Annotated in this window: 13 protein-coding genes; 4 read left to right on the top strand and 9 right to left on the bottom strand. The window is 31.4% G+C overall.

What is annotated here, in order from left to right; translation table 11 throughout:
* Positions 1 to 173 precede the first annotated feature (173 nt).
* Positions 174 to 998, top strand: a complete 825-nt coding sequence (locus V9L05_RS21045; protein ID WP_338813812.1) for an IS5 family transposase — start codon at positions 174 to 176, stop codon at positions 996 to 998.
* A 12-nt stretch (positions 999 to 1,010) separates the two neighbouring features.
* Here V9L05_RS21045 and V9L05_RS21040 read toward each other — a convergent pair whose 3' ends face one another.
* The 6 genes from V9L05_RS21040 to lon all read right to left on the bottom strand — a co-directional run bounded on the left by V9L05_RS21040 (position 1,011) and on the right by lon (position 7,843).
* Positions 1,011 to 2,546, bottom strand: a complete 1,536-nt coding sequence (locus tag V9L05_RS21040; RefSeq protein WP_338813811.1) for an HTTM domain-containing protein — start codon at positions 2,544 to 2,546, stop codon at positions 1,011 to 1,013.
* Between the two features lie 56 nt (positions 2,547 to 2,602).
* Positions 2,603 to 3,127 (bottom strand): hypothetical protein, encoded by a 525-nt coding sequence (locus tag V9L05_RS21035; protein WP_338813810.1) that lies wholly within the window; start codon positions 3,125 to 3,127, stop codon positions 2,603 to 2,605.
* 18 nt (positions 3,128 to 3,145) lie between these two features.
* Positions 3,146 to 3,970, bottom strand: a complete 825-nt coding sequence (locus tag V9L05_RS21030; protein ID WP_338812380.1) for an IS5 family transposase — start codon at positions 3,968 to 3,970, stop codon at positions 3,146 to 3,148.
* A gap of 85 nt (positions 3,971 to 4,055) precedes the next feature.
* Complete coding sequence (locus V9L05_RS21025) at positions 4,056 to 4,427, bottom strand: hypothetical protein (RefSeq protein ID WP_338813809.1); 372 nt, start codon at positions 4,425 to 4,427, stop codon at positions 4,056 to 4,058.
* Positions 4,428 to 4,576: 149 nt separating this feature from the next.
* Positions 4,577 to 5,188 carry an imidazole glycerol phosphate synthase subunit HisH gene (gene hisH / locus V9L05_RS21020; protein WP_338813808.1) on the bottom strand — a complete coding sequence of 204 codons (612 nt, stop codon included), beginning with the start codon at positions 5,186 to 5,188 and terminating at the stop codon, positions 4,577 to 4,579.
* Between the two features lie 105 nt (positions 5,189 to 5,293).
* Positions 5,294 to 7,843, bottom strand: a complete 2,550-nt coding sequence (lon, locus tag V9L05_RS21015; RefSeq protein ID WP_338813807.1) for an endopeptidase La — start codon at positions 7,841 to 7,843, stop codon at positions 5,294 to 5,296.
* Between the two features lie 602 nt (positions 7,844 to 8,445).
* Here lon and V9L05_RS21010 point away from each other — a divergent pair.
* Positions 8,446 to 9,456 carry an IS110 family transposase gene (locus V9L05_RS21010; protein ID WP_338789949.1) on the top strand — a complete coding sequence of 337 codons (1,011 nt, stop codon included), beginning with the start codon at positions 8,446 to 8,448 and terminating at the stop codon, positions 9,454 to 9,456.
* 268 nt (positions 9,457 to 9,724) lie between these two features.
* Here the strand turns inward: V9L05_RS21010 and V9L05_RS21005 are convergent, their stop codons facing one another.
* Complete coding sequence (locus V9L05_RS21005) at positions 9,725 to 11,617, bottom strand: ABC-F family ATP-binding cassette domain-containing protein (RefSeq protein WP_338791550.1); 1,893 nt, start codon at positions 11,615 to 11,617, stop codon at positions 9,725 to 9,727.
* A gap of 404 nt (positions 11,618 to 12,021) precedes the next feature.
* A complete protein-coding gene (locus tag V9L05_RS21000) occupies positions 12,022 to 13,404 on the bottom strand; it encodes a folylpolyglutamate synthase/dihydrofolate synthase family protein (RefSeq protein WP_338813806.1) in 1,383 nt (460 codons plus the stop codon).
* Positions 13,405 to 13,662: 258 nt separating this feature from the next.
* Here V9L05_RS21000 and V9L05_RS20995 point away from each other — a divergent pair, with 258 nt between their 5' ends.
* Together V9L05_RS20995 and pdxH are read left to right on the top strand one after the other, a co-directional pair.
* Entirely contained in the window at positions 13,663 to 14,619 is a 957-nt protein-coding gene (locus V9L05_RS20995; protein ID WP_338813805.1) for a sterol desaturase family protein, read from the top strand.
* A 32-nt stretch (positions 14,620 to 14,651) separates the two neighbouring features.
* On the top strand, positions 14,652 to 15,311 hold the full coding sequence (pdxH, locus tag V9L05_RS20990; protein WP_338813804.1) for a pyridoxamine 5'-phosphate oxidase: 660 nt from the start codon (positions 14,652 to 14,654) through the stop codon (positions 15,309 to 15,311).
* Between the two features lie 115 nt (positions 15,312 to 15,426).
* Here the strand turns inward: pdxH and sucC are convergent, their stop codons facing one another.
* The gene (gene sucC, locus V9L05_RS20985) at positions 15,427 to 16,641 is read right to left on the bottom strand and encodes an ADP-forming succinate--CoA ligase subunit beta (protein ID WP_338813803.1); all 1,215 of its coding nucleotides are present in this window, start codon (positions 16,639 to 16,641) and stop codon (positions 15,427 to 15,429) included.
* Positions 16,642 to 16,846: the final 205 nt, after the last annotated feature.

The raw sequence follows: 16,846 nt of genomic DNA, 5'->3' as shown, positions 1-16,846 counted from the left end.
AATAAGCTCAAAAATAGTTTTGCAAAAATACTCTAAAAATTTATTTCTTTATTTTCTTTTAAAAAGAATAAATAGTGAACTTGTTTAAGAATGGTGATTTATTTTTTTAAAAAGAGGTCAAAATAGTTATACTTGTAAATCATCACATTTTCAATCTAACTATTTTTCCCTCTATGTACGTAAACTTATCAAAAAAATTTATAACCGAAAATATTTTACCTTATTTACATCAATTTACAAAAGGTCGTCGTATAAAAGTAGCTCTTTGGCGTATTATCCAAGCCATTGTGTATCGCTTAAAATCAGGGAGTCAATGGCGAGAACTTCCTATGAAACAATTTTTCGGAAACTTATCAATTAGCTGGAATGCAGTATATTACCATTATAATAAATGGTCAAAATTAGGAAGTTGGAAGAAATTATGGATCAAGTATTTAGAAGATTATCGTGGAGAATTAGATTTTTCTATTTGTCAGCTAGACGGCAGCCACACTTCAGCTAAACGAGGAGGAGAAGGTATTGGATATTCCAAAAGAAAAGCAGGAAAAACAACCAATGCACTTTTTCTAACGGATAAAAATGGTATTCCAGTAGCGATGTCTGTTCCAAGAGCAGGCAATCATCACGATGCTTTTGAACTTGAAAAAAATATGCAATCTATGATAGATGATTTGAATGCTTCTCAAATTAGAGAAGGAGGAATTTTTCTCAATGCTGATGCAGCCTTTGATACACAAGCCTTTCGTTCTTTTTGTAATCATTTAGATATTGTAGATAATATAGATTTTAATAAAAGAAATAAAAAAGACCTTGATAATCAACCATTTAAAGATGAAGAAATGTATGAATTGAGATTCGTTATTGAAAGAACTAATGTGTGGTTAGATGCTTTCAAAGCCTTAATTATGAGGTACGAAACTAAAATTCATACGTGGCAAAGTTTACACTATTTAGCCTTTACTTTAATATTTGCCAGAACTAGAAAAAAACATTCTTAAACAACTTCAGTGTCACTTCAGTTTATTAATCCAATCTTTCTCTAAAAAACCATCCTCAATTTCACTCAAATCAAGGTTTGGGTCAAAAAATAATTGACTTCTACGTCCATTCAAAGTTACATAAACTTCTGCTCTAATTATTGGATTTGGATTTTCTTCCGTTCTAAATTTATTTTCCAAAAAATGAGCATATTGTAAAATCATATCAGGCTGAAAAGCCATTTGTTTTTCTTGGTGTCTATTCAAAAATTCACTATTATCTACCATTCCTTCTTTTCCAGTTTTTGGGTCTTTTACATAAAAAGTAGCACTTCCAAATTTTTCCATTAGCATCACTCGCCACGAAAAACGATAGCCCTCTTCTTTCCAAAATAGAGTTTCATTATACGGCTGATTTGCATAAAGCATAAAACGAAAAGGAAATAAAACCTGAAAGATGAAATAAATAGTTAAAACATACAGCCATTTCTTAGAAATGAATTGAAAATTTTTGAGTGGATTTAAAAGTAAATGAGAAGATTGTTTTTTGTTAGAAGAATGAAAAGTAAAATATTTGGAAGTTGTCAGTGAGTACACCGACAACGGCAAGAGTTTATTAAAAAATGAAGAAACAAAATTTAATACTGCTTCGTGATACTTTGCTTCGAAGAAAATCAAAGTTAATGCAATCATAACTACTGGAAAAACGCCAATTTGAAATAAATATCCTGTTATAGCGTGAAAACCAACTACTGCAAAATAAGCAAATAGGCGAGTTTTTCTATAAAATAACGCAAAAGGAATCAATAAATCATACAGCATTCCTGTCCACGAAAAAATATAAGCTGTAATTTCATAAGGCATCAAGAACCCAAAAATTGGCATATCGTAATGAGGAGGAAGCCAAATTTTGAGGGGCATTGCATCAAAAAGCCATTCAGAATTAAGTTTTGCTAATCCTGCATAAAAATAAGTAATGGAAAGTTGAAGCTGAAAAATCAAAATCCAAGCACGAGAAATAGAGAGTGAAGGCAAAACAGAAAAAAGATTGAATAAAAAACTTTTTAGATTATACTTACTTTGCCTTTCAAAATTAACTTTAAATTTATCTTCAAAGGTCTTCTTAACTTTCTTTTTGTTCTTATCCTTACCAACGCCAAAAAGTAAACAATCCAATGAATAAAAACGATTCGCAGAAGCAAAAATGAGCAGAAATGCCACCAAACTCACAAAATAATAATGATTGAGATAATAAGTAATATCAATAAGCTGACAATATGTAAAAGTCAGAAATAATAAAATAGCAGAAAGACGATACAAAAAACCAAATGCAACGCCCAAACTTGCCAAAATCAAAACCACATGAACAGCATACATTCCATAACTATTCAACGGCTCAACCCACTCAAAACCAAAATACTTAAAATGAAAAACAGGCTTTATATAATGTTTTTCTATCCAACCCATATACCAAAAACGAAGCGTACTAAAAAAGATAAGTAAACCAAATAAAATTCGGAAACTTACTAATTGAGAAATGGAAATAGGTTCTTTGAGGAAGTTTTTCATTTTTTACATGACTTTTTTACATGACTTTTTTACTTTCTACTTTTTTACTTTCTACTTTAACTAAAAAGTTGATTTTCACTTTTTAATCTATTTATCAAAGAATCAATAACTAACTCAATAAGTAGATTTCTTTGTTCATAAATAGCTGCCCATTGATTTTCACTCCAGTTGTCTTCTTTATATTTATACATTCCATGAGCTAGTATATGACGCATTCCGTCAATATTAGACTCATTAAACAATTCATTTTGAGATTTTATTTTTGCTTTTGCACTTTCTCTAATGAATTTCTCTTCTTTGTTTGGTACATAGTCTTTCAACATTGCTTCTATACTTTTACTAATAGTAGATTTTCCATTGTGATTGTACCAAAAACCTTCAATAAAAGAATACAAGCTCAATAATTCAATCAAAACATCATTTATTCCTGTTATTTTATAAATTTCTTCAAGAATACTATAATGTCGTTTACCTAATTTACTAAGAGTATCAACATAACTTAGAACCTTATCAAAACTTTTTGAATTAATTTCTTTTTTTGAAATACTATGCATACTGCTGAATCCCTTCCAATTTGGCATTGTAATAACTGAAGTTGTTTAAGAATGTTTTTTTCTAGTTCTGGCAAATATTAAAGTAAAGGCTAAATAGTGTAAACTTTGCCACGTATGAATTTTAGTTTCGTACCTCATAATTAAGGCTTTGAAAGCATCTAACCACGCATTAGTTCTTTCAATAACGAATCTCAATTCATACATTTCTTCATCTTTAAATGGTTGATTATCAAGGTCTTTTTTATTTCTTTTATTAAAATCTATATTATCTACAATATCTAAATGATTACAAAAAGAACGAAAGGCTTGTGTATCAAAGGCTGCATCAGCATTGAGAAAAATTCCTCCTTCTCTAATTTGAGAAGCATTCAAATCATCTATCATAGATTGCATATTTTTTTCAAGTTCAAAAGCATCGTGATGATTGCCTGCTCTTGGAACAGACATCGCTACTGGAATACCATTTTTATCCGTTAGAAAAAGTGCATTGGTTGTTTTTCCTGCTTTTCTTTTGGAATATCCAATACCTTCTCCTCCTCGTTTAGCTGAAGTGTGGCTGCCGTCTAGCTGACAAATAGAAAAATCTAATTCTCCACGATAATCTTCTAAATACTTGATCCATAATTTCTTCCAACTTCCTAATTTTGACCATTTATTATAATGGTAATATACTGTATTCCAGCGAATTGATAAGTTTCCGAAAAATTGTTTCATAGGAAGTTCTCGCCATTGACTCCCTGATTTTAAGCGATACACAATGGCTTGGATAATACGCCAAAGAGCTACTTTTATACGACGACCTTTTGTAAATTGATGTAAATAAGGTAAAATATTTTCGGTTATAAATTTTTTTGATAAGTTTACGTACATAGAGGGAAAAATAGTTAGATTGAAAATGTGATGATTTACAAGTATAACTATTTTGACCTCTTTTTAAAAAAATAAATCACCATTCTTAAACAAGTTCTGTATTAGGTATAAATTCAGAAGGATGTGACACTAATGTTGGTTGATAATAGACAAGTTTTAAACCTAATGCAAACCAATAAAAAAAATCTTGTGATTTCTGATTTTTATATCCATTTTTAGTTAGAATGAATATTGAATTTATAGGAAGTGGATTGTTTGTTGGATACATCATACCATGATTAACTATCTTATTATGAATCCAATCATGAAATGGTTCTTCTAGACTTTTTGAGTTTTCATAATTGGTTACTAGTAATTCAATATTTTCTCCATTAAACTCAATAGTTTTAATAAATTCTTTTCCAGAAAATTTTATGTTATCAATTAACCAACAAGAGTATCTAATATCGTCTTTCATAATTTTATAGCCTGTTTAATCAATATATTTTAATTATTCTTTTGCTATTTAAACACGATTTACTAAGTTTTTAGTTCAGATTATAATATACTCTCTAAAAATAAATCTATTGTACTTAGTCTGTAACTAAGCCTTATTAGTTAGTAAAGCTACAACTTCAAAAAATTCTTCAAAAGTTCTTCGCCAGCGTCTGCACTTTTTTCTGGGTGAAATTGTGCTGCATAAAAATTATCTTTCTGTAAGGCAGCCGAAAATGGCAAGATATAATCACACGTGGCTACGGTATCTTTACAAAGTTCTGCGTAATAAGTATGTACAAAGTAGAATTGAGCCTGAGAAGGATTATTTACTTGATTAAATAAACTACTATCAAACAATTCTCCTTTTAAATCTTGCGTTGCATTCCAACCCATGTGAGGAACTTTATCAGCCAAATTAGTTGGTTTGAATTCTTTTACATTAACATCAAAAATCCCTAATCCTTTTGTGTTTCCTTCCTCTGTATGCGAACAAAGAAGTTGCATTCCAAGACAAATTCCTAAAACGGGTTGTTTCAAGGTTGGAATAAAAGTGTCTAAATCTGCATTTTTGAGTTGTTGCATAGCAGATTCTGCGTGTCCAACCCCTGGAAAAATAATTTTGTCAGCCGAACGTAGTATTTCTTTATCTGCACTTACCACGGCATTAATTCCCAAACGCTGCAAAGCAAAATCAACAGAACGAATATTTCCTGCTTTATAATCTATGATTACTATTTTCATAAAATAAAATAGTCGCTCGTGAGGACACGAGCAACGGTTAGGTTTTGAAAAATTATATTTATTTCGCCGTTGCTTGTGTCCCCACAAGCGACATATTCACAAAAATTAAACTCCTACACTCCCACTTTTTCCTTTTGATGGAGTAGTCGGAATAACTCTAATTTTTTGAGTTGATTTGTCTGATTTATTTTTTGGAGTTATATCCTGTATTTCTAAAGGTCTAGCTGTTTTGTCTTGATCTTTGACTAATGCCAATTTTAAAACTTCGCCAGCTCTTTCTACAAAATGAAACTTCATTCCTTTAATATAGTGTTCTTCAATTTCCTCAATGTCTTTTTGATTGCGTTTGCTCATCACAATTTCATTGATTCCAGCACGTTTGGCAGCTAATATTTTTTCTTTGATTCCACCCACAGGAAGCACTTTTCCATGCAGCGTAATTTCGCCAGTCATTGCCAACTGATTTTTGACTCTTCTACGAGAATAAGCAGAGACCATCGCTGTAAGCATCGTAATACCAGCCGAAGGACCATCTTTTGGAACTGCTCCAGCAGGAACATGAACATGCAAATCGTATTGGTCAAAAAGTTGATGGTCAATTTCCCATTCTTCTGCATTGGCTTTCAAATAAGAAAGTGCTGCACTAACCGATTCTTTCATTACATCTCCCAATCGTCCAGATAAAGTAGTTCTGCCTTTTCCTTTACTCAAACTGACTTCGATAGACAAAATCTCGCCTCCATATTGAGTCCAAGCTAGTCCAGTTGCTACGCCTACTGTTTCATTTTCTTCAAAAAGTTCTTTATCAAAAGAAGGTTTTCCTAGTATTCTTTCTACTTCTTTTGGTGTAATTTTTTTTTGATAGTCTTCTTCCATCGCCACTGATTTGGCTACACTTCTACAAAGAGAGGCAATTTGTCTTTCCAAACTTCTAACACCTGATTCTCTTGTATAACCTTCTACTACAAAACGCAGTGTTTCGGCAGTAAAACTAACATCTTTTGCTTGAAGTCCGTGAGCTTTTCTTTGTTTGGCTATCAAATGTTGTTTGGCAATTTCAATTTTTTCTTCAATTGTATATCCAGAAACTTGAATAATTTCCATTCTATCACGAAGAGCTGGCTGAATAGTATCTAATGAATTTGCTGTAGCAATAAACAAAACTTTAGATAAATCATATTCTGTTTCCAAATAATTGTCTACAAAAGTATCATTTTGCTCTGGGTCTAAAACCTCCAATAAAGCTGAAGAAGGATCTCCACGAAAATCGCTACTTACTTTATCAATTTCATCCAAAACAAAAACAGGGTTTGAAGAACCTGCTTTTTTTACATTTTGCATAATTTTCCCAGGCATTGCACCAATATAAGTACGACGGTGTCCTCTAATTTCAGATTCATCGTGCATTCCACCTAACGAAATACGCATATATTTTCTACCAAGTGCCTTTGCAATAGATTTTCCTAGAGAAGTTTTGCCCACCCCTGGAGGTCCATACAAACACAAAATAGGACTATCTAATGAGTTTTTGAGTTTCAGAACAGCTAGATATTCTAAAATACGTTGCTTTATTTTTTCTAATCCATAATGCTCTTTATCTAATACTTTTTTTGCATTATGTAAATCTAAATGGTCTTTTGTAGTAAACTGCCAAGGCAAATCTAACATGAATTCCAAATAAGAAAGTGTAATGGAATAATCAGGAGAAGCTGGATTCATACGAGCAAAACGTTCTACTTCTTTCAAGAAAAACTCTTTTGTTTCTTCACTCCACTGCTTTTCATCTGCTCTTATATGCAGTTTATTTATGTCTTTATCATTTTCATCTCCAATTTCATCTTGAAGAGTTTTGATTTGTTGGCGAAGAAAATACTCTTTTTGTTGCTGGTCTAAATCTGAATTTGTTTTTTCTTTTATATCACTTTTGAGTTCTAAAAGCTGAATTTCACGGTGCATAATCTTTAAAAGCTGCACAGCTCTGTCCATTACTTTTGGAAGTTCAAGAAGTTTTTGTTTTTCTTTTACCTCTACATTTGTATTGGCAGATAGAAAATTAATTAAGAAATTAGGACTTTCAATATTTTCTAAAGCAATTTGGGCTTCTGGTGGAATATCCGAACTCAAATGCAAAATTTTAAAAGCTGCTTCTTTTATAGATTCTATAAGAGCTTCTTTTTTACGTCCGTCATTTTTCTTACTTCCTTTTGAGTTATCTAATGAAAAATCAGTCAGATAATTTACTTTACCAATTAAGAATGGTTCTTCTTGTGTAATTTCATGAAGTTCAAAACGTTGCTTGCCTTGTACTATGATAGTTGTATTACCATCAGGCATCACAATCTTTTTTACTATTTTGGCGACTGTTCCCACAAAATGCAAATCAGTTTTTTGTGGTTCGTCTTCCCCCAAGTTTTTTTGAGAAATTACACCAATATAACTCTCGTCTCTATATGCTTTCTTTATTAAACGTAGAGATTTCTCACGCCCTACGGTAATAGGCATAATAATTCCAGGAAATAAAACAGTATTTCTGACAGGTAAAATAAATAATTCTTCAGGCAAATCGTCTTCTAGTTCACGAGCTGAATTTTCTAGTTCTTCCAAATCTATTTGAGGAATATCATCTTCGGTAAAAGGCACTTTTATATTTTTCAAAAAATGTATATGATTTTAGTGTATTTGAATATCAAAATTAGAAAGAATAACTATAACAACAAAAAAGTGTCAGATTGTCAGTGCTTGATTAAAAAAACGCCTGTAAATCTGAATGAAATTGTTATAAAATTATACGAATTACTCTTAAAATATCTATAAATATAGTCTAAGTATAAATCGCAATCAAAAACAGATAAAATTATTTTTGATTACAAAACTATTTGCAAGCTATGTACCAAGCCTCTTTTTTGTTTTTACGAAAAAATAATAGGGCAAAATGGCAGATAAATAAGTTATTTGGTTGTTGGTGTCGCTACACTAAAACACCAACCTTTAGGTTTGCACTAGATAAATAGAATGAAATACTTATCTTGTATTTAAGTATTCATCAAGTAGGTAGAGAACCTGTAACACCAACAAGAACATAGATTCTATCCGTTGAATTAGCCCCTACCTACATTTATTCAATCGCATACTTATATAGAATTCGGAGAACTTTTATTACTCTAAATAATAAAAATTACCTCATTAGATAAGGTTTTAAGTTTGATTGACTAATTGATGAACTACTCTATTAAATAATCACTTAAAATTAACTTTTTATGCAAACTTATCAAACTTTTTTAGGAATCGATGTAAGTCGCAATCATTTAGATTGTACTTTATTGAAAGATGGTGTTATAGTAAGCCAAAAGCAAATTAAAAATAACTTAGCTTCAATAGAGAGTTACTTAGCAAAATTAGAAACTCAAATAGATATTTCTTTTTTATTAGTTTGTTTAGAGCCTACAGGCGTATATATAAATTTTTTATTGACTGCACTACTAGACAAAAAAATGAATGTTTGGGTAGAGAATGCCCTTCAAATAAAACAATCTATGGGCTTTACTAGAGAAAAAAATGACAAAGAAGATGCCTATAGAATAGCTTTGTATGCTTTTCGTTTTCAAGACCGTTGCAAACTGTATACCCCTGTAAGTCAGTCTATTAAGACCTTAAAAACATTGCAATTAGTTCGTAAAAATTTAATCAAATGCAAAAAACAACTGGAAACATTTTGGAAAGAATCTCAAAAATTTGAAACAGAACAACAAAATGAATACTTAACAGAACATCTACAAAAGCCAGTAGAGCAGATAAAAGAACAAATTATAGCAGTAGAAAAAAGCATGAAAAATGTAATTAGAAATGATGAGAAATTAAAAGAACTCTATCGACTCACTACTTCTGTTGTTGGAGTAGGAGATGTAACAGCTATAAAATTACTTGTTGTTACACAAGGTTTTACAAAGTTTAAATCTGCTAAACAACTAGCTTGTTATGCTGGTGTTGTTCCCTTTGAAAAATCATCAGGTAACCACAAAGGAAAGCCAAGGGTATCAAAAATAGCTGATAAATCACTTAAAACATTGTTACATATGTGTGCTTTAGCTGCTATAAAAGTAAAAGGGGGAGAATTAAGTGAATTTTATGAACGTAAAATAAAAGAAGGCAAAAATAAAATGAGTGTTTTGAATGCTTTACGAAATAAAATACTTCAACGTGTAGTAGCTTGTGTACAAAATAACAAAATCTATGAAAGACAAGGAGTAGGATTTCAAAATGCAGCATAAATTTATCCTAAATTTCTAAAGATTAGGCTTGACTTTGTCATAGAATTCAAAGGCGAGTAATACCTTTTATCATGTCGTTATTAGTAATAAACCTTATCACGGTTTGCATTAAGATACTTCAGATTTCCAGTCTGAACATCAAAAATAGTATTTTATCAAATTTAATAGTTTAGAAGACTGTTATACAAAAATAAATGTAATAACCTTTAATAAAAATACCAATAACGACATATATACTAGAATAATTTGCCTTTTTTGAAATGACTATTTACTCTCTTTCAGAAAGTTCTAACCAACGCATTTCTTTTTCATCAAGCGCATTTACAATGACTTCCATTTCAGCACTCCATTTTGAAATTTTATCATAATCAGTTTCTCCACTATTCATAAGAGAAACTAATTCTTCTTTTTGCTTAGTAAGTTTTGCAATTTCTTTTTCAGTAGTTTCTAATTCTTGCTTTTCTTTGAAACTAAGTTTGTTAGAAGTATTTGTTTTTACTGGTGCAATCGAATGAGCATTTTTGTTAGAAGGTTTGTTTTGAGATTCTTTTATTTTCTCTAATTCCTCTTCTCTATAATCAGTATAATTTCCATTAAAATCTCTAATTTCTCCTTCGCCTTCAAATACAAAAAGATGTTCTACTAGATTATCTAAGAAATACCTATCGTGAGAAACCAAAATCAAACAACCACCATAATTAGATAAAAATTCTTCCAAAACAGAAAGCGTTTGTAAATCTAAATCATTGGTAGGCTCATCAAGAATCAAGAAATTAGGCATTTTTATCAAAATCTGTAAAAGCTGCAAACGTCTTTTTTCTCCTCCCGAAAGTGTACCTACGTTTTTGTATTGCTGTGCTGGTGGAAAGTTAAATTGAGTAAGCAGTTGCGAAGCTGAGACTTGATGACCTTCTGAGACTGTCGCCATTTCTCCAATCGCTTGAATGACTTCAATAACACGCATAGAATCATCAAAAGAAGGAGGCATTTGGGTATAATATCCAAAGTGTGTATTTTCTCCTTTTTCAATATGCCCTTTTGTTGGTTCTAATGCACCTGTCAAAAGAGAAAGGAAAGTCGATTTTCCTGCTCCATTTTTTCCTATAATTCCAATTCTTTCTCCTCTTACAAATTTGTAATTAAATTTATCAAGGATTTTCTGTCTTCCTTTTTCACTTTGAAAATCAAAACTCACATCGTGAAGTTCAATAATTTTCTTTCCTTGGCGTTTTGCACCAAATTGAATATCCATGTTATTTCCTTCTGGACGTGTACTTGCCTTTTCTTTTATACCTTCAAAGGCTTCTACTCTATATTTTGCTTTTGTGCCTCGTGCTTTTGGCTGTCTTCTAATCCAATCCAACTCTTTTTTCATAAGTTGGTGTGCTTTATCTGCTTCGGTGTGCGCTTGTGCAATTCGTTCAGATTTTAATTCTAAAAATTGTCCATAATTTGCCTCATAACGATAAATATGACCGTTATCCAACTCAAAAATTCGATTACAAATTTTATCTAAAAAGTATCTATCGTGAGTAATAAGGAGTAAAGTCGTATTGGAAGAAGCCCAATAATTTTCTAGCCATTCGATAGTTGCTAAATCCAAATGGTTGGTAGGCTCATCTAAAAGCCACAAATCTGGCTCGTCTAAAAGGAGTTTTGCTAGTGCAACACGCTTTTTTTGTCCCCCAGAAAGTTGAGCAATTCCTTTTTCTGTATCTTCTAAACCTAACTTTGAAGTAACTTCTTTTATTTTGGCATCATACGCCCAAGCATCTAAACGTTCCATTTCGTTCATTGCTTTTTCCATTCTTTCAGCATCTTCTATATTTTCAGGCAAAATAGAGTTTTCATAATTGCGAATAGCCGTAATGGTTGGACTATCAGCCTGTACAATCGCTTCCCAAATCGTTTTGTTGAGTGGCAAGTCTGGGTCTTGAGCCAAATAACCCACTCTCACACCTTGACGCAAACTTACATCGCCTTTATCTGGATTGACTATTTTTGCTAATATTTTAAGAAGTGTAGATTTTCCTGCTCCATTTTTACCTACTAAAGCTACTTTTTCGCCTTGTGAAATTCCAAAATTCAAATCATTGAAAAGGAATCTATCTCCGTAAGTTTTGGAAAGATGCTCGCCCGAAATGAGATTGATTGCTGCCATTTTATATATAAGTTTACTCGTTTTGTATCTAGTTTATTATCTTGCTTTTTGTGGCTGCAAAGGTAGTGTTTTTTTGTTGCATTTATTATAAAAGCCATTTTTTTTAAAAAAGGTGATAACGGTTTTCAAGAAATAAGGAAGGCTCTTTCTAATAAAGTATTTGAAAGTAAAGAACAAGTGAAAGAATGTTTACAAAATGGGTAGAAGAATAAAAAACCAACCTCAAAGAGTAATAAAGCTAACTTTACTTGGATTAGGGAAGAATAGATTTTATTACAAGCTAAATGAGCATCTAATGAGTCTTCTATTATCTTTTCAATACCACGACGAATAACTCTTCTAAAAAAACTATTTAAATCTCTTAAACTGTTTCATAAAAGCATTTGTCCGAATTATCCCCTATTTTACACTACTTCTGCTACCACAAAAGCACTTCCACCAACATAAATAAAATCTTTTTGATTTTCAATTGCTTCAGAATCTTTCTTTGCAGCATCTAAAGCAGCTTCTACACTTTCATAAATATCTCCATTTAGACCAAAACCCTCTGCTTTGTTTTTCAAAATAATTACCTCTAAACCACGAGGTACATTGGGTTTACAAAAATAAAAAACTGTTTTTTGAGTAATTTTTTCTTGTAATTCTTTACTTAAAATATTAAAAATTTTATCTAAATCCTTATCATTGACTGCTCCAAAAACTACTCGTAAGTTAGAATAATTTCCTTTTGCTAATTCTAATTTAAGTTGAGAAATAACTTGATTGATTCCGTCTTCGTTATGAGCAATATCACAAATGATAGTTGAGTTTTCATTTTCTTTGCTTAATCTATACCAACGCCCTTTTAGTCCTGTTTTCTGAGCAGCATTTCTTAGCCCTTTCATTAAATTTTCTATTGTAAAAGTAAAACTATCTTCTTTTCTAGGAGATTGTATCTTTTTAAGTTTTTCCAAAGCACAGATAACACCTACTAGATTTTGTTTTTGATAAACTCCTTTCAAATCTAATTCTATACCATTACGCATATATATAAAAGGTTTTCCATCCATACATTTTCCTTCCTTGGTACTGATATTAAAAGTTCCCATTTCATTTTGTTCAATATCATATTGATCAGTTGCAAAAATAAGTTCAGCATTATTTTTTTGAGCAATTTCTTCGAAAACAGATGTCGTTTCTTCTTGTTTTTGATTAATAATTACTGGCGTATTTGGCTTGATAATTCCTGCTTTTTCGGCTGCAATTTTCTCTAAAGAATCTCCTAGGAACTGTTGATGATCAAATCCAATATTTGTAATTATAGAAAGCAAAGGAGAAATTACGTTGGTAGCATCTAATCGCCCTCCCATTCCGACTTCAATAATGGCAATATCTACTTTTTTATACGCAAAATATTCAAATGCCATAGCAACAGTAACCTCAAAAAAAGAAGGTGAGATAGATGTAATAGTAGTTCTTATTTTTTCTACAAAACTGATAACAAATTCTTGTTCTATTTCTTCTCCATTTAATCTAATTCGTTCTGTAAAATTTTTGAGATGAGGCGATGTATAAAGTCCAACATTGTACCCTGCTGATTGTAAAACAGAAGCAATCATGTGAGAAGTGCTACCTTTTCCATTTGTTCCTGCTACATGAATAGTATCAAATTTCTGTTCTGGATTACCCAACTGTTTACACAGAATTTTAATATTATCTAAATCACTTCTATAGGCTGCACCTCCTACTCGTTGAAACATAGGAAGTTGTGCAAAAAGATAGTCTAGGGTTTGTTGATAAGTAAACAAAATATAAAGTATGAATTAAATTATTCGAAATATTTAAAAGGAAACAGATTGCATTTTCCAAATAAGCGATAACAAATTTAGATAGAAAAATAGTTAATTCAAGCTATAAAAAATAATTTATAAGAAAGTCTAACCAATATCTTTTTTAGAATGATTAAAAATAGGTAACTTTGTAAAAGCAAAAAACACTTATTTACAAATAAATATTATTACTTCCATTCAAATAATAAATTAGTTTTTATACAAAATAAGTATTATATGTTCATACAGTATATTTTTTCATCTGCTTTTACCAATAAACCTATCTTTGATTTTGATAATTTAGAAACCTTCAATAATCAAATCAATGAATTAAACTTACCCCAAATAATAGTTTGGGCAATTCCTGTGATGCTTTCTTTGGTCGCTTTAGAGTATTATTTAGAGAGAAAAGAAAAAAAAGAACATCAAGACTCACACCTAACTTATAACAATCACACTTTTTGGTCTTCTGTATTGATTGGTTTGGGCAATTTGATTTCTACAGCACTTGCTAAGGTATTTACTTTTGGTGTAATTCTTTTCTTTTTTAGTATTTCACCGTTTTACGTTGAACCTTCTTGGTGGTCATTTATTGTTTGTTTTGTGGTTTTAGATTTTTGTAGATATTGGGCGCATCGTGTGGCACATCGTCAGCGTTTTTGGTGGGCTACTCACGTTACGCATCACTCTTCAGAAGATTATAACTTCGCTGTTTCGTTTCGTCTTTCTTGGGTTCAACAATTAAAAGTTATCTTTTTTGTGCCTGTTGCTCTCTTAGGTTTTCATCCTCTTACTTTCTTTATTTGCCATCAAATAGCCGTTTTGAATCAGTTTTGGATTCATACCGAACAGATTCGTAAAATGCCAGCTTGGTTTGAATATATCTTTGTAACACCTTCACATCATAGAGTTCATCACGGAACAAATGAACATTATATAGACAAAAATTATGGTTCTACTTTTATTATTTGGGACAGAATTTTTGGTACTTTTGAACCCGAAGGAGAAAAAGTAAAATACGGAATTACGACACCAATTAACACAAAAAACCCTGTTCGTTTGGTTTTTCATGAATTTGTAGATATTGCAAAGGATTTGAAAAAGGTGCGTTCTCCAAAGCAGGTTTTCAAAGTTCTTTTTAGCCCTCCAGGGACTTATGAGCCTAACAAAACTGATAACTCGGATACGTTATAATTTTATTAAACAACTCTATTGATTACCAATTTATGGATTTAGAAAATCTAAGACAAAACTATACTAAAGCAGAATTTGATATAAAAAATGCTTTAGAAAATCCTATTCAGCAGTTTGAAAAATGGTTTCAAGTAGCTTTAGATGCAGAACTTTCAGCAGAAGCTAATGCTATGGTACTTTCTACAATAGGAGAAAATAATCGTCCCTCAGCTCGTGTTGTTCTTTTAAAAAGTATTGATGAAGGATTTGTTTTTTACACCAACTATGAAAGTAGAAAAGGAGAGAATTTGGAAACGAATCCTTATGCTAGTCTCACTTTTTTTTGGGCAGAGTTAGAAAGACAAGTTCGAATAGAAGGAAGAGTAGAAAAAATTAGCGCAGAAAAATCTTCTGAATACTTCAAAAGTCGTCCTATTAAAAGTCAGATTGGAGCTATTGCTTCTCCTCAGAGTCGCATCTTGAATAATAGAGAAGAGTTAGAAACATTATTTCATTCTATTGAAAAAAACTATGAGGAAACTAATTTTATAGAAAGACCTAAAAACTGGGGAGGTTATCGTTTAGTGCCTGATTATGTTGAGTTTTGGCAAGGAAGAAGCAGCCGTCTGCATGATAGAATTACTTATCTTTTGAAAGAGCATGGAGACCAAAGGTATGGTTCTCTTTGGGAAATTGTTCGTCTTGCTCCTTAATTTAAGAATTCATTCGTTTTTTTATAAAATAAAAATCCCTTTCAATTTTTCTATTTTAGAAATGATGAAAGGGATTTTTGTTATGAAGTAATTCAGATAAAAGAATTAATTAGTATTAACTAGCCAAAACTTCTTTTACTCTATCAGCAGCTTCTTTCAAAACAATTGCTGAAATTACATTCAAACCAGATTCTTTAATAATTTTTGCACCTTCTTCTGCATTTGTTCCTTGCAGACGAACAATAATTGGCACATCAATTTTACCAATATTTTTATAGGCTTCTACTACTCCGTTTGCAACTCTGTCGCAACGAACAATTCCACCAAAAATATTAATCAAAATTGCTTTTACATTTGGATCTTTCAAGATTATACGGAAACCTTTTTCTACTGTTTCAGCAGAAGCTCCACCTCCAACATCTAAGAAGTTAGCAGGCTCACCACCAGCAAGTTTAATCATATCCATTGTAGCCATCGCAAGACCAGCTCCATTTACCATACAACCTACGTTTCCGTCAAGTTTTACGTAATTTAAGCCAAATTTACTTGCTTCTACTTCTAATGGAGATTCTTCAGACTCATCTCTAAGTTCTGCCAATTCTTTATGACGATAAAAGGCATTATCATCCAAATTAATTTTTGAATCTACTGCCAAAACTCTGTTGTCAGATGTTTTGAAAGCAGGATTAATTTCCACTTGAGAAGCATCAATACCAATGTAGGCAGCATACAAAGATTTAATGAACTTAGTCATTTCTTTGAGTGCCTTTCCTTCTAAGCCCAAAGCAAATGCTACTTTTTGCGCTTGGAAAGATTGCAAACCTAATTTTGGATCAATCCATTCTTTAATAATTTTTTCTGGGTGATGTTCTGCTACTTCTTCAATATCTACACCACCTTCTTGGCTTGCCATAATCACGTTACAATTTTTGTCTCTGTCTAAAAGAACAGCTACATAAAATTCTTTGATTTCAGACTCACCTTTGTAATAAACATCTTGTGCTAACAAAACTTTATTTACTTTTTTGCCTTCTTCACCAGTTTGGTGAGTTACAAGTACGTTTCCTAGAAGTTGTTTTGCTTTTTCAGCAGCATCTTCAGGAGACTTTCCTAGCATTACGCCATTATAATCTGTACCTACAACTTTTCCTTTTCCACGTCCACCTGCGTGAATTTGTGCTTTTACAACAATCCAGTCTGTGCCAGTTTGTTCTCTAAGTTGTTTGGAAGCATCAGCAGCTTTTGCAGCAGAATCAATTACGATTCCTTCTTGAATTGCAACTCCGTATTTTTTGAGTAGTTCTTTACCTTGATACTCGTGAATGTTCATATAAAAAATGATGGTAAAATGAAAAACTATTTAATTTTGATTAAAATTACAATGAAAAGAGTAGAATTACAAGCCAATTTAGAATTTAGAAGTCAGAATTAAGAAGTAAATCAAAAACTGAGGAAATAGCTTGTCTTATTAACGTTCGTTTTTAATAAAAAATCTTCTCTAGTATCATAAAGCAATAGAGAAGATTTTTGAAAGA

Source organism: Bernardetia sp. Wsw4-3y2 (genome assembly GCF_037126295.1).
Lineage (GTDB): Bacteria > Bacteroidota > Bacteroidia > Cytophagales > Bernardetiaceae > Bernardetia.
This window is presented reverse-complemented; position numbering and strand designations above follow the sequence as displayed.

What these genes read in the sequence shown, in the direction of transcription:
- V9L05_RS21045 (WP_338813812.1), top strand. Translation starts at nt 174, where the DNA reads ATGTACGTAAACTTATCAAAAAAATTTATAACCGAAAATATTTTACCT.
- V9L05_RS21040 (WP_338813811.1), bottom strand. Translation starts at nt 2,546, where the DNA reads ATGAAAAACTTCCTCAAAGAACCTATTTCCATTTCTCAATTAGTAAGT.
- V9L05_RS21035 (WP_338813810.1), bottom strand. Translation starts at nt 3,127, where the DNA reads ATGCCAAATTGGAAGGGATTCAGCAGTATGCATAGTATTTCAAAAAAA.
- V9L05_RS21030 (WP_338812380.1), bottom strand. Translation starts at nt 3,970, where the DNA reads ATGTACGTAAACTTATCAAAAAAATTTATAACCGAAAATATTTTACCT.
- V9L05_RS21025 (WP_338813809.1), bottom strand. Translation starts at nt 4,427, where the DNA reads ATGAAAGACGATATTAGATACTCTTGTTGGTTAATTGATAACATAAAA.
- hisH (WP_338813808.1), bottom strand. Translation starts at nt 5,188, where the DNA reads ATGAAAATAGTAATCATAGATTATAAAGCAGGAAATATTCGTTCTGTT.
- V9L05_RS21010 (WP_338789949.1), top strand. Translation starts at nt 8,446, where the DNA reads ATGCAAACTTATCAAACTTTTTTAGGAATCGATGTAAGTCGCAATCAT.
- V9L05_RS21005 (WP_338791550.1), bottom strand. Translation starts at nt 11,617, where the DNA reads ATGGCAGCAATCAATCTCATTTCGGGCGAGCATCTTTCCAAAACTTAC.
- V9L05_RS20995 (WP_338813805.1), top strand. Translation starts at nt 13,663, where the DNA reads ATGTTCATACAGTATATTTTTTCATCTGCTTTTACCAATAAACCTATC.
- pdxH (WP_338813804.1), top strand. Translation starts at nt 14,652, where the DNA reads ATGGATTTAGAAAATCTAAGACAAAACTATACTAAAGCAGAATTTGAT.
- sucC (WP_338813803.1), bottom strand. Translation starts at nt 16,641, where the DNA reads ATGAACATTCACGAGTATCAAGGTAAAGAACTACTCAAAAAATACGGA.